The following is a 13,698-nucleotide window of genomic DNA, read 5'->3' as shown; positions in this document are numbered from 1 at the left end:
GTCACGGGACCGGCCCGCCGAGCGCCTGATGGAAAGTTAATTCGGGCGCACACAAGGGAGTTGGCGCTCAGCGCACCGTCTCCGGTCCGTCAGCGCACCGGCCTCTCCGGTCCGCCCGTGTCGGATCCGCCGGTCCCTCGGCGCACCCGCCGGCGGTGTCCCCGGCGGCCGGAGCGGAACGCGGAAAGCCCCGGGCTCCCGTCCCGCATGACGGGGGAGTCCGGGGCTTTCGCGCATCGCCGGGCGGACGGGCCGCCCGGCGCGGCTACTTGGCGAGGAAGGCCAGCAGCGCGGCGTTCACCTCTTCGGCGTGGGTCCACAGCAGGCCGTGCGGCGCGCCCTCGATCTCCACGTACTCGGCCGAGGGCAGCGCCCGGTGGAACGGGCGGCCGGTGTTGTCGATCGGCAGGATGCGGTCGCCCGTGCCGTGCAGGATGAGGGCCGGCACGTCGATGCGGAGGATGTCGGCCCGGAAGTCGGTGTACCAGGTGGACGGCGCGGCCGAGGCGGCGTAGGCGCCGCCGCCCGCGGCGACGTTCCAGCTGTTGCGGACGGCCTCCTCGCTGATCCTGGTCCCGAGGTTCTCGTCCAGGTTGTAGAAGTCCCGGTAGAAGTCGGTGTAGTAGGCGAAGCGGTCGGCCTTCACCGCGGCGACGATCCCGTCGAAGAACTCCTTCGGGGCTGCGCCGTCCGGGTTGTCGTCGGTCTTCAGCAGGCACGGCTCCAGGGAGGCCAGGAAGGCGACCTTGGCGACGCGGGCGGAGCCGTAGCGGGCCACGTAGCGGGCGACCTCGCCGGTGCCCATCGAGAAGCCGACCAGCACGGCGTCCTGGACGTCGAGGGTCTCCAGCACGGTGTTCAGGTCGGCGGCGAAGGTGTCGTAGTCGAAGCCGGTGGCCGGCTGGGAGGACTGGCCGAAGCCGCGGCGGTCGTAGGTGATCACGCGGTAGCCGGCGTCGAGCAGCGCGGCGCTCTGCCGCTCCCAGGAGTGCCCGTCCAGCGGGAAGCCGTGGATCAGGACCACCGGCTGCCCCGAGCCGCGGTCCTCGTAGTACAGCTCGATGGGGGTGGTGTTCTCCTGGCCGACGGTGATGAACGGCATGGGCTGGGCTCTCTTTCCACTCGGGCAGCGGGCCGCTGCGGTGCGCCCACGCTAGGGCCGAGCGGGTGCGGACGGTTGCCGCTGCGGGCACCGCGTGTCGTCCGAGAGCGTCCATGCGTGCTCGGCCGGCGCCGGTCCTGGCCGTGTTCGGTCCTGGCCGCGTCCGGGGGCGTCCGGCCGCCCCCCGGAAACAGCGGACCGGCCGGCCCGGGAGTGCCCCGGGCCGGCCGGCCTCGTGGTGGTGCGTCACGCCGTTGCGGGAGCGCCCCGGCGGATCAGTAGCGGGTCTTGATCTCGCTCCTGCCGTACGGCACCGTCCAGATGTGGTCCTGCCAGACGCCGATGGTGATGCTCACCCCCCGGCTGCCGCGTCGGTTGTTGGCCTTCTCGATGGCCTTGCCCCAGCTCTTCAGCAGCGAGCCCATGACCTTGAGGATGCCGCCGATGATCTTCGCGACGTAGTGCGGGAAGAGGGCGACGATCAGTCCGATGATCGAGCTGATCTTGCCGGTCTTCTTCAGCTGCTTGGCGACGTTGGCCGCACCGGCCTTGCTGAGCTTGGCGGTCCACTTCTTCAGCCAGCGCAGGCCGTCGAGGTCGTCGGTGGTGATCGGGTCGACCGGGTAGCCGTAGGCGTTCGGCGAGCCGGTCAGGACCGGGTCGGTCTGCAGGAAGCGGCCGGTGGTCGGGTCGTAGGCCCGGACCCCCATCAGGACCAGGCCGCTGACGGAGTCGGTGGCCCGCAGCTGTCCGCCGTGCCAGCCGTACTCGGTGGCGCCGGTGGCGTCGACGACGTTGCCGTACTCGTCGTAGTGGTAGACGGCGAGGTCCTGGGTGCCGTCGGGCGACATCTGGACGGAGGCGTCGCCGTGGAGGTTGGTCAGGATCAGGATCGCGCCGCCGTCGGTGCCGGTGGCGGCGACCAGCTGACCGGTGAGGTCGGTGACGTTGCGGGTGAGCTTGCCGTCGACCTCGCGGGTCCACGACGGGCTGTCGTCCGAGCCGTCGTAGTGGTTGGTGGCGCGGGCGGTGACCGTCCAGGTCCCGTCGTCGGCCCTGGTCTCCGTGGTGGCCGTGGCGAGGCGGCCGGCGGCGTCCAGGTCCCAGGTCCTGCGGGTGCTGCCGAGGGTCTCGCCGCGGACCAGGTCGTTGGCGAAGTAGCTCAGCTGGGTGCCCTTGGGCAGCGCCGTGGTGCGGCCGTAGGCGTCGTACGCGTAACCGGCGTCCGTGATCCGGTCGGCGGCGTCGTAGGTGTGGTTCTCGGTGGCGGTGACGGCGTCGGCGGTGGCCGGGTCGCAGTCGTCGCCGACCGTGGTGCGGTTGGTGCGGTTGCTGCTCCGGTCGAAGGCGTAGCTGCGGGTGGTGCAGTCCAGGCCGTTGCCGGAGACCGTCCTCAGCAGACGGCCGGTGGCGTCGTAGGTGTAGGAGTCGGTGGTGCTGCTGCCGTCGGTCTGGGTGCGGCCGGCCTGCTGCCCGTGGACGGTGTAGGCCGCGGTGTCGGCGAGCAGGACGGTGCCGGACTGGTTGGCGTAGGTCTTGCCGGTCTGGATGCCCCGGCTGTCGTAGCTGCTGGTGAGGGTGTTGCCGCCGGGCAGGGTCTGGGAGACCACCCGGCCCTCGACGTCGTAGCCGGCGGTGAAGGTGCCCGCGACCGAGTCGGTCATGGAGGTGGGCAGGCCGCGCGGGTCCTTGGCGGTGTCGTAGCCGTAGGTGACGCTGGAGGGCACCGAGTCGGACTTCTTCACCACGCGGTCGAGCCGGTCGTACTCGGTGGTGGTGACGTTCCCGGCGCCGTCGTCGTAGGAGACGGGGCGGCCGAGCCGGTCGAAGCCCTGGGTGACGGTCGCGCTGCCGTTGGCGATGCTGGACGCCTGGCCGGTGGCCGGGTCGTAGCCGTACACGGTGTCGGCCACGGCGGTGCCGGTGCCGCCCGTCACGGAGACCTTGGTCAGGCGCCCGGCGGCGTCGTAGCCGCGGGTGGTGGTGCGGGTGACGCCGTTGGCGACCTCGGTGAGGACGGTGACGTTGCCCCAGCGGTCGTACTGGTACGTCTTGGTGGGCGTCTGCGCCGGGGCGCTGCCGCCGCTGACGGGTGCGGCCGGGGCGGTGGAGCAGACCAGTCCGGCCCACTCCGGGTGGCCGGCGCACGCGCCGGTGGCACCGGTGCCGTAGTACGTGGTGACGGTGGTGCCCGCGTCCGAGCCGGTGGAGTTCGGCCGGGACTGCGAGACGACCCGGCCGGCGGCGTCGTAGCCGGTGGCGGTGGTGATCTTCAGGCCGGCCGGGTCCTGCACGGTGCGGGTGGGCAGGCCCTGGGCCCAGTCGTAGGCGGTGGTGGTGGTGCGCACGTCCGCGTCGGCGGCGTAGCCGTCGATCCGGGCGCCGACCGAGACCGAGGTCTCGCGGTCGCTGGCCGCGGCGTCCGCCGGGCGGTTCTCGTCGTAGCCGGTGACGGTGTGGGCCCGGGCCGGGACCTCGGCGCCGGCCGCGAGGGCCGGGGCGGTGCCGGAGGCGGCCAGGTCGTGCTCCAGGGTGACCAGCTGCAGCGGGTCGTACTGCTCGACCAGCCGCTTGCCGTCCGCCGAGTACACCGACAGCGAGGACAGCACCTGGGCGCGGTCGGCGGTGGAGCGGCCGGCGATGCCGAGCGCCCGCAGCTTGTTCAGGCCCTCGCCGGTGGTGGCCAGGGCGAGGATGCGGTTCTCCGCGGAGAGGGTGCGCACCGGGCTGCCGTGCGCGTCGTACTCGGTGGTGGTGATCCCGCCGCCGGGGGTGGCCAGGTTGACCTCGCGCCCGGAGGCGTTGGTGTAGGTCAGTGAGGCGCGGGCGTAGGCGGCGGTGCCGAGGGCTTTGCCGTCGTGGCTCGCCGGCACGGCGTCGGGCGGGAGCACGGCCGTGGCGTCGGTCGGGGCGTCGCTCTGGCCCCAGGCGGCGACGTCGGAGGGCCCCAGCGGGTACGGGGCGTTGGCGCCGGACAGCGGCACGTCGTACACCATCGAGGTGGTCGCGGTGCCGTCGGTGACGTCCTTGCTGCCCTGCTTGAGGGTCGCCCGGGAGGCGGCGAGCAGCATGCCGTCGCCGGCCGTGGCGGCGTTGCCGGCCTTGCCGTACTCCAGCGTCCAGGGCAGCTCACCGGGCTCGGTCACGGTGGTGACCCGGCCGGCGGCGTCGTAGGCGTAGGCGGTCTTCAGCGCCGGGCTGATCCGCGGGTCCCACACCTCGCGCAGGCGGCCCTGCTCGTCGTAGGCGTACTGGGACACGACGACGGGGGTGGCGCTGCCCGCGCCGGGGTCGGTGGACCACAGGCGGATCTGCTTCACCTGCCCGGCCACGTCGCCGAGGGCGGCCGCGGTGGCGGTGGTGGTGCCGGCGTAGACGTACTCCAGCACGCGGCAGCCGGCGGTGGCGGGCGCCGCGGCGCAGTCCGCGGAGGCGGTGCCGGTGGTCGGGGCCAACACGTACTTGGGCCGGGCCAGGGTCCTACCGCCGGCCACGACCTTCTCGGAGACCACCGAGGTGGTGGAGTCGTTGCTGGGCAGCGAGGAGCCGGTGGCCTGCCAGGTGGTGGCCGCCGGGTCGACCTTGCCGAAGGTGACGGTGGTGCCGGCGGTGTCCTTCAGGGTGAAGGAGGCGGTGAACGCGCCGCTCAGGGTCAGGTCCTCGGCACCCGGCTCCGGCTTCCAGCCGCCGGTACCGGTGGCGGTGAAGCCGATCTCGCCGCCGTCCGAGGACACCACCGACACCGAGGTCGGGGACGTCTGGCGGACGTAGCTGTAGGCGGTCTCGGTGAGTTCGGCGGAGGTGCCGGAACTCCACTGCGGGCCGAAGATCGCCGCCTGGCCCTCCTGGGCCGAGCCGTTCAGCGGCCGCCGGGAGGAGAACGACCGCTCGGCGCTCAGGCCGAAGCCCTGGGCGTCGGTGGCGGACAGGGTGAGGTCACCGGTGAGGGTGTTGACCTGGCCCGGGCCGATCGGCGTCTCCGGGGCGTCACCGGCGTTGCGGTCGACGGTGATCGTGGTCGGCGCGGTGGCGTCGGTGGCGGTGCCGTCGGTGAACACGGCGCGGACGTCGACCGGACCGTTCTCGGCGAGGGTGTCGGTGATGTTCCAGGTGAGCGCGCCCGGCTTGCCGCCCGGGGCGGCGAACGGCCAGGCGGCCACCGGCTTTCCGTCGGCCGTGGCGACGTCGGCGGTCGGCACGTCCTTCCAGGCGTCGGTCTCGCCGCGGCGGTACTGGTAGCGCACGCCGGTGTAGTTGCTGTTGCCCTCGGCCAGCAGCGAGGTGCGGCGGGCCGGGCGCTCGCCCGGGCCGGGGGCCGTCAGCGCGGAGCCCTTGCCCGCGTAGAAGGTGTACGCCTTGTCCGGCGAGACGTTGCCGGCCGCGTCACGGGTGTGCGCGGTGACGGTGTGGGTGCCCGCCTTGAAGGCGAGCTTCGCCGAGACCGGCGCACCGGTGGTCGCCGCCGTCACCCAGGTGCCGCCGTCCAGCCGGTACTGGACGTCCTTCACGTCGCTGGTGGGCGGGGTGAAGGTGAACGTGCCGCTGAAGTCGCCGTTCCCGTCGGGGGTACCGGACCACTGGCCGGCCGGGAAGTCCCCGGAGGAGATGCCGGTGGTGCCCGGCGCCGTGGTGTCCACGGTGAACGTGCGGAAGGCCGACCACGCGCTGTTGGCGGTGCCGTCCCAGGAGCGCGAGCGCCACTTGTAGGTGCCCTGCGCGAGCGCGGTGCCCGGGGTCCAGGTGAACGTCGAGCCCGAGGCGGCCAGGCCCGTTCGTCCGGACTGGAGGGCCGCGGTTCCGGTGGACGTCCAGACCTCGAAGTCCAGCGCGATGTTGCCGCCGTCCGGGTCGGTCGCCTTGGCGGACAGCGTCGGGGTGGCGTCGTTGAGCCGCACGGTGTCCGCCGGGGAGACCAGCGTGGAGACGGCCGGCGGGGTGTTGTACGTGACCGACAGGTACGGCGTGTTGGACGAGGCGTTGCCGGAGTTGAACTTCTTCCAGCCGTACGGGTCGGACTCGTCGGTGGCCCGGATGCCCAGGGTGTTGTTGGCGTTGCCGTTCGCCGCCCAGGCCTTGACCAGCGAGGTGATGTCCTGGTTCACCCAACCGTCGTTGCAGGAGCTGGAGTAGCCCTTCGTCGCGGTCGACGTGGCCCACTTCTTGTTCCAGTTGGGCTGGGCGGTCCACCGGGTGGCCGTGGTGGCCGTGCCGGTGTCCCAGACCTCCCAGCTCTTCGCGGTGCAGGACCAGCTGTGGAAGTTCCAGAGGTTGAGCTTGCCGCTGGTGATCTGCTTCCCGCTGATCTTCGCCATCGGGAACTGGAGGAAGGAGCGGGCGACCTGGCCCGAGCCGTTGTTGCCGAGCTTCAACTCGGTCTGCGCGGAGACGTCGGTGGAGTAGCCCTGCTGGACGAAGGTGTCGAAGCCGACCCCGATGTTGACCGCGGGGTCGATGGTCACCGGGTACGTGGTCCTCGGGTCGTTGAGGAAGGCCGCGTCCGGGGTGAGCGTCAGGTCGATCGCGTCGCCGGTCTGGGTGACCTTCAGCGCGACCGGCGCCGTGCGGGTGTGCTCGCCGCTGCGCTCGTCGACCTTCGCGTCCCACATCACCGGCGCCGGGAGCTGGCCGGCCTCCTGACCGGTCTTCGGGTCGAGGAACGACACCGAGCCGTCCGGGTTCGGCCGGGCCCGCAGGCCCGCGGCGTCGAGGGTGAGCGTCACGCTGCCGTTGGCGGCGACCGCCGAGCGGTCCTTCAGCTCCAGGAACTGCTCGAACCCGGTCCGGGTGGACTCGATGACCAGGTCGGTGGCGGTGAGCGCGTTCGCGTACCGGGCCCGGGCGCCCTCCACCGCGGGGGCGGGCAGGGCGCCGCGCCAGGACAGCGACATGGTGGTGCCGCTGCCGTTGTCCAGGGAGACGAGCGGAGTGCTCGGCGCCTTCTGGTCCCCGGCGGGGGCGCCGGAGGCCTTGAACGCGGACGCGGCGGCGGGCGGCGTGGCACCGGCCAGCGCGAGGCCGAAGGGGTGGCCCTTGGCCTTGAGGCTGCCGTCCGACTGCCGGGCCAGGTCGACGTCGATCGGCTGGAGGCGGCCCGACCGGTCCTTGTAGCGGATCGGCCCGGAGGCCATGTCCAGGGTCGTGGTGCCGTCCGGGTTGATCCAGGTGGTGGTCGACTCGGTGCGCTCGTCGACCACCTCGATGCGGCGGTTCTCCAACCGGGCCTTGAGGTGGGCGGTGGCGAGGTCCGCGGCTTCGGCCGGGCCCTGGGCCCGGACGGGCTTCGGGGCCTGCTCCTTGCCCACGGCCACGGCCTGGCCGGTGGTCATGATGACGGCGGCCGACTCCGCCGCCAGCAGCACGGCCAGGGCGACGGCGGTGTTGCGCAGCGCGGAGCGCCGGCGTGGTGGGAGGGGAGGCTGCGGACCGGTTGCGGCCCGGGGCCGTGGAGGTTCGCCGGTGAGGCGTGACATGGAACTCCTCTGGGGGATCGTCCGGGGATGCGGAGCTGTTCGGGAATGGACGGATGGTCGGGGAGGCACGGTCGGTGACGGCGTGCCGTGACGGTGGTCCGACGGGCGCGGAAAGAGAGCCGACGCACTGCGCCGGATCAACGCGCCGGATCAATGCGGCGTATCAGCGCGCCGAGTCAGCGCGGCGACCCACCGCGCGCACGCCGGCTCGCCGCTCCCGCGCCAGTCATGGCCTGGTAAAGCGATCGCAATGAATCAGCCAAATCGGCGGGCGGCCGGGGTCGGCCGAACGCCGACCCGCGGAGCCGGGGGGCGGTTCAGCTGCGGTGGACGGGAGCGAGCGGTCCGGTGCGGGAGAAGAGCCGCAGGTCAGAACTGGTCTGCGCGGTCGGTGGCCGGCGGGGCGTCCCAACTGATCGACTGGACGGAGGGGCCGTCCCAGCCGATCGCGCCACCGGCGCCGCCGGTGGCGGCCGACGCGCTCGCGGCCGTGCTCGCGGGCGAGGCCCCGGGCGCGGTCGCGGCGGCGAGGACGAACACCACGGCGGCGAGGGCGGCGGTGGCGAGGGAGAGGAGGGCGGCGGCGAGCGGACGGACGGACACGACGGAGTCCTGTTCTGTGCGGGAACTGCGGCGGGCGGAGCCCGAGTTCGGGCGCCCGGACTTTCGGGAGAGTGCGCGCACGGCGAATCCTGCCGGTCGGCGGCCCGTGGTCGGAAGCGAATCCGGAGGCAGGATCAGGCCAGGCAGCTTGCTGCAAATCCGGCCCGGCGGCCGGATCGGGGCGTTGACCGGATCATGCCTTGTGAGGGCGTTCGGTCCGGAGGAAAGATCACCGACGGGCCGACCGAACACATACGGAATCGTCCACGGGGAGCAGGGGTTCGAAGTGCTGGAATTGCTGGGGCTGGACGCCACCGCGGAGGCCGTCTACCGCGAGATGCTCACGGACCCGGACGGCGGGGTCGCCGAACTCTGCCACCGGCTGGCGCTCCCGGAGCCCGTCGTGCGGGCCGCCCTCCACCGACTCGCCGACCTCGCCCTGCTGCGAGCCTCCCGGGAGCAGCCCGGCGCCCTGCGCCCGGTCAGCCCGGAGCGCGGACTGGACCTGCTGCTGCGCCGCCAGGAGGAGGAACTGGCCCGCCGCCAGCAGGAGTTGGCTGCCACCAAGGCGGCGGTCGCCCGTGCCCTGGCCCAGTACGCGACCCTGCGCGCCGACACCCCGACGGGTGGGCGTGAGCGGCTCATCGGCCTGGACGCCGTCCAGGACAAGCTGGAGGTGCTGACCGCCCGACTGACCACGGAGGTCCTGGCGGTGATGCCCGGGGGCGCGCAGTCCGCCGCCAGCCTGGCCGCCGCCCGTCCGCTGGACGAGGACGCCCTGGCCCGCGAAGTCAGGCTGCGCACCATCTACCAGGACGACATCCACGACGACCCGCGGACCCTCGACTACGCCCGCTGGATGACCGGCCTCGGCGGCGAGGTGCGGACCGCCCCGGTCCTGCCGCCCCGGATGCTGGTCTTCGACCGGAGCACCGCGGTGGTGCCGATCGACCCGGCCAACACCCGGGCCGGCGCGCTGTGCACCAGGGAACCGGGCATCATCGCCTCCCTGGTCGCCCTGTTCGAGCAGACCTGGGAGACCGCCGTCCCGATCGCCCACGACCGGGACGGCGCCGGGGACGGGCTCGGCGCGGACGGATCGGCCCTGAGCGCCGACGAACGCGAACTGCTGCGCCTGCTGTCCACCGGCCTCACCGACGAGGCCGCGGCCAAACGGCTCGGCATCTCGGTGCGCACCGTCCGGCGGCAGATGGCCGTCCTGATGGACCGCCTGGAGGCGGCCAGCCGCTTCGCGGCCGGTCTGAAGACCGCCCAGCGCGGCTGGCTGTAGGGCCGCGACGCGCAGACGGCGGCGCGGTGGCGGTGGTGGCGGCGGCACGGGAGCGGCGCCGCCGCCGCGCTCGGGCCGGTGACTACCGGGTGACTACCAGCGGTCGTGCACCTGCGGCCGGATGCGACGGTCGTAGAGCTCCCGCACGGCGTCGAGCGTCGCCGCGGGCAGCGGCTCCAGGGCCGCGGCCGCGGCGTTGGACCGCGCCTGCGCCACGTTCCGGGCGCCGGGGATCACCGTCGTCACCCCGGGCTGCTGGACGACCCACCGCAGCGCCGTCTGGGCCGGGGTGGCGCCCTCGGGTGCGAGCGCGGCGAACTCCCGCGCCGCCTCGACGCCCGTCGCGAAGTCCACGCCGGAGAAGGTCTCGCCCTGGTCGAAGGACTCGCCGTGGCGGTTGAAACTGCGGTGGTCGTCCGGCGCGAAGGAGGTCCGCTCGCTGTAGCGGCCCGACAGCAGCCCCGAGGCGAGCGGTACCCGCGCCAGGATCCCGACCCCGGCGGCCGCGGCGGCGGGCAGCACCTGCTCCAACGGCTTGAGCCGGAAGGCGTTGAGGATGATCTGCACGCTCGCGACACCCGGGCGCGCGATCGCGGTCAGCGCCTCCGCGCACGTCTCCACGCTCACCCCGTAGGCGGCGATCCGCTCCTCCGCCACCAGGGTGTCCAGGGCGTCGAACACCTCGTCCGAGGAGTAGACCGGGGTCGGCGGGCAGTGCAGCTGCACCAGGTCCAGCCGCTCCATACCCAGGTTGGCCCGTGAACGGTCCGCCCAGGAGCGGAAGTTGGCGAGGTTGTAGTGCTCGGGCCGCTGCTCGGCCCGACGGCCGAACTTGGTGGCGACGAACACCTCCGCGTCCGCGCGCTCCTTCAGGAAACGGCCGATCAGCCGCTCGCTGCGGCCGTCGCCGTAGACGTCGGCGGTGTCGAAGAGCGTGACACCCGCCTCGACGGAGGCGTCCAACACGGCCAGGGCGTCCTCCTCCCGGACGTTCCCCCAGTCCGCGCCGAGCTGCCAGGTGCCGAGTCCGACGATCGATACGGGACGGCCCGTGCGGCCGAGTACGCGCTGTTCCATAGCAGGAGCCTCTCACGTCCGTCGACCGGTCCGGTGGAACGACCCCGCCGCGGAACCGGCGCGGGGGCCGGCCTGCGCGAGGCCGGTCTGTGCGAGGGGTCGGCCTGCGCGGGTCGGGTCGGTCCGCCGGATCGGACGGTGCGGGCCCCGGTGCGGGCGGCGGGGCGTCAGGCGGGGCACCCGGCGTCGGCGAGCACGTAGAAGCCCGGGGACGTCTCCTCCAGGGTGTGGACGGTGAAGGTGTTCCACAGGCCCATGGCCTGGCCGGAACCGTTGGCGTAGGTTTGGCCGCCGCTCTGGTGGGCGCGCCCTGCGACGGTCTGGGCGTAGTTGCTGTCCGTGAAGCAGGCCGGAGCCGGGGTGCCGCTGCCGCCGGCGCTCACGGTGGAGGACCGGGCGCCGACGGTTCCGGAGGAGTCGACGGCGGCGACGGCGTAGCCGTGGGCGACCGAGGTGTCGACACCGGTGTCGGTGTAGGTGGTACCGGTGACGGCTCCGGTGTCGACCCTCACGCCGTCGCGGTAGACGGCGTACGAGGCCGCGCCGCTGACGGCGTTCCAGGACAGTGAGACCGCGTGGGCGGTGGTGCCGGTGACGGCGAGGCCGCCGGGTGCGGGCAGTTGGGCGGCACCGAGCCCCCAGAACCGAGCCGTGTAGTAGCTGGAGCAGAGGGCGCCCAGGAAGTACGCACCGGTCGTCCCGCACTGGTCGGGGCCGGAGCCGGGGTCGACGGCGAGGCCGTGGCCCATGCCGGAGACGGAGTACAGCGCGACGGCGGGCCGGCCGCCGCCGTCGTCGTAGGTGGTGAGGGTGGTGCCGCCGGGAAGGCTCTGGGTGCTGGACGGCGTCTGGCCGATGCCCCAGACGTCCGTCCACTGGTCGCGCAACTCGGTGCCGTTGACCGGCCGGACGGTGTAGTCGGCGGTGCCCTGCCAGATCGCCACGCGGGGCCACGGCCCGGTGTAGCCGGGGTCGGAGCCGCGGACCTTGTCGCCCCACTGCGCCGGCGTGAGGTGCTGGTCGTCGTTCTGGCAGCCGGAAGCGGCGCCGAGGGTGGTGGCGCACTGGGCCGGCAGCCCGGAGTCGACGGCGCCGCCGGCGAAGACGTCGGGGTAGTCGGCCAGCAGGTCGGCGGTCAGCCCGCCGCCGGCGGACAGGCCGGTGACGAACACGCGGTGGGAGTCCGAGCCGTACAGCGACTCGGCCTTCGTCACCATCTGCACCACCGAGGCGGCTTCGCCGCGGCCGCGGGCGTCCTTGCCGGAGTCGAACCAGCTGAAGCAGGAGAGGCTGTTGTTGGCGGAGCCCGTCTGCGGGAAGACCACCGCGAAGCGGTACAGGTCCGCGTACTTGGGCCACCCGGAGGAGCTGTAGTAGTCGTTCGCGGTCTGGGTGCACCCGTGCAGCGCGACGACCAGGGGCGCTCCCGCCGGCAGACCGGTCGGCACGTAGCTGTACATCGCGAGGTTGCCGGGGTTCGAGCCGAAGTCGCTGACCTGCTGGTACGTGCCGCTGCCGGCCGCTCCGGCGACCGCGGCGGGGGCCGGAGCGGCGGAGGCGGCGACGGCGGTGCCGGAGGCGAGGGTCAGCACGGCGGTGCCGACGGCGGTCCACCGGCGTACGGCGCGTACGGCGCGCGCGACCGGGCCGGACGTGCGCACGGGCTTGTCCATGGTGGGCTCCAGGGTGGGGGAGGGGCCCGTCGGCCGCTGGGAGGGGGAACCGGCGGGCGAGGTCGTGCAGTGAAGCATGGAGCCGGGCGGACGGCCCGGTGAATGGGCGGGACGTCCACCTCCCACCGCCTCCCGGTGTGACGCGACGCCATGGTGCCGGTGCGGCCCTCCGGCCGACCGCCTCGGGCCGCCGACTCGGCACCGAACCCGCGGTGGTTCTGGGGCTCGGGCTCTGCGCGGTCACCTCCGCGTCGAGCAGCCGGGCGGCCTCGTCCGCGCGCGGTCGGACCGGTGCGCGGATCTCCGCCAGGGCCGCGAGCCGTCGGTCGGTCCAGCGTCAACGAGCGCATGATCATGGACTGCTGACGGGGCAAATGATCACCCGTTTGAGGGGCCCCTGCCCGTGATCGGTCCGGTCGGGCGGGCCCGCAGGCGGCACGATGTGGCCCATGTGTGAGACCAGCGACCCCCGGACGGTTCGGAGCCCGGGGTCGAACGGTGCGAGCCGACGGGTGTCGGGCTGATCCATGGTGCACCCGATGCGAGCCGCTCTGCGGACGACAGGTGCGCTGCTCGTGGCCGTGGTGGCGGTCGGCTGTGCGCCGTCGCCGTCGCCGTCGCCGGCCGGCCCGAGCGCGGACGAGGTGATCGCCGCGGCGACCCGGCAGCTGACCGACTCCTGCCTGCGGCGCCAGGGGATCACCCCGCCCGGGCCGGGGGAGCAGCCCCCGCCGGCGGCCGACCAGCAGCGGGTCACGGACGCGTTGTTCGGTACCGGGCCGGCCCAGCTGGCCCTCACCCTGCCGACCGGACACGTCGTGCGGGCCCACACCGACGGCTGCCTGGCCGCCGCCCAGCAGCAGCTGTACGGCGACCAGGCCGGGTGGTTCCGGGCCTCGGTGGTCGTCAACAACCTCCAGCCCGAGGCCGACCACACCCACAGCAGCCTCGAACAGGTCCGCGCCCGCCACCAGGGCGACCTCGCCACCTGGCAGCGACTGCGGGCCCACGCCCTGACCGAAGCCACGACCCTGCTCAGAAACCAACCGACTCCAGGAGGTCCACCCCGATGAGGCGCTTCACCACCCTGCTCACCACGGCCGTGCTCGCCCTCGGCTCGGCCGCCGGCACGGCCGTCCCGGCCGCCGCTTCCGCGCCGTGCGGGAGCGGGTACTTCTGCGTGTGGACGGACGCGAACTTCCAGGGCCTGAAGATCGAGCACTCGGGAGACGACCACTGGTGGGAGGGCGACATGTTCAAGCACGACTCCTCCTGGGCCAACCACGGCACTTCGGGCCCCGGCGTGAAGGACCACGTGAAGGTCTACGAAGGCCGTGAACTGCTCGGCCGCGTCACCATCTGCCTCGCCCCCGGGCAGGAGGTCGGCTACAACCAGGGCGCCAACGACCAGGGCGGGTCCCACACCTGGACGATGAGCTGCTGAAACCCGTCGGCGTCGGCACCGTCCCGGGGGAGCGGAGC

8 protein-coding genes are annotated in these 13,698 nt (G+C 73.4%); 3 read left to right on the top strand and 5 right to left on the bottom strand.

What is annotated here, in order from left to right; genetic code table 11:
* Positions 1–265: 265 nt before the first annotated feature.
* From ABT247_RS05255 to ABT247_RS05245, 3 genes are all read right to left on the bottom strand, one after another.
* Positions 266–1,102 carry an alpha/beta fold hydrolase gene (locus ABT247_RS05255; protein ID WP_350738208.1) on the bottom strand — a complete coding sequence of 279 codons (837 nt, stop codon included), beginning with the start codon at positions 1,100–1,102 and terminating at the stop codon, positions 266–268.
* A gap of 275 nt (positions 1,103–1,377) precedes the next feature.
* Positions 1,378–7,572, bottom strand: coding sequence for a DNRLRE domain-containing protein (locus tag ABT247_RS05250; protein WP_350738205.1), 6,195 nt, complete (start codon positions 7,570–7,572; stop codon positions 1,378–1,380).
* Between the two features lie 369 nt (positions 7,573–7,941).
* Positions 7,942–8,175 carry a hypothetical protein gene (locus tag ABT247_RS05245; protein WP_350738202.1) on the bottom strand — a complete coding sequence of 78 codons (234 nt, stop codon included), beginning with the start codon at positions 8,173–8,175 and terminating at the stop codon, positions 7,942–7,944.
* Positions 8,176–8,461: 286 nt separating this feature from the next.
* Between ABT247_RS05245 and ABT247_RS05240 the strand changes: the two genes are divergently transcribed.
* The gene (locus tag ABT247_RS05240) at positions 8,462–9,466 is read left to right on the top strand and encodes a LuxR C-terminal-related transcriptional regulator (protein WP_350738199.1); all 1,005 of its coding nucleotides are present in this window, start codon (positions 8,462–8,464) and stop codon (positions 9,464–9,466) included.
* A 93-nt stretch (positions 9,467–9,559) separates the two neighbouring features.
* Here ABT247_RS05240 and ABT247_RS05235 read toward each other — a convergent pair whose 3' ends face one another.
* Together ABT247_RS05235 and ABT247_RS05230 are read right to left on the bottom strand one after the other, a co-directional pair.
* Positions 9,560–10,543, bottom strand: coding sequence for an aldo/keto reductase (locus ABT247_RS05235; protein WP_350738197.1), 984 nt, complete (start codon positions 10,541–10,543; stop codon positions 9,560–9,562).
* A gap of 167 nt (positions 10,544–10,710) precedes the next feature.
* The gene (locus ABT247_RS05230; RefSeq protein WP_350738194.1) at positions 10,711–12,216 is read right to left on the bottom strand and encodes an extracellular catalytic domain type 1 short-chain-length polyhydroxyalkanoate depolymerase; all 1,506 of its coding nucleotides are present in this window, start codon (positions 12,214–12,216) and stop codon (positions 10,711–10,713) included.
* A gap of 539 nt (positions 12,217–12,755) precedes the next feature.
* Here ABT247_RS05230 and ABT247_RS05225 point away from each other — a divergent pair.
* The gene (locus ABT247_RS05225) at positions 12,756–13,289 is read left to right on the top strand and encodes a hypothetical protein (protein ID WP_350738191.1); all 534 of its coding nucleotides are present in this window, start codon (positions 12,756–12,758) and stop codon (positions 13,287–13,289) included.
* The gene (locus ABT247_RS05220; protein ID WP_350738189.1) at positions 13,286–13,660 is read left to right on the top strand and encodes a peptidase inhibitor family I36 protein; all 375 of its coding nucleotides are present in this window, start codon (positions 13,286–13,288) and stop codon (positions 13,658–13,660) included. Before ABT247_RS05225 ends, ABT247_RS05220 begins: the two co-directional genes overlap by 4 nt.
* The last annotated feature ends 38 nt before the right edge of the window (positions 13,661–13,698 follow it).

Origin of the sequence: Kitasatospora sp. NPDC001539, assembly GCF_040298565.1 — a bacterium.
In the GTDB taxonomy this organism is placed as follows: Bacteria; Actinomycetota; Actinomycetes; order Streptomycetales; family Streptomycetaceae; genus Kitasatospora.
This window is presented reverse-complemented; position numbering and strand designations above follow the sequence as displayed.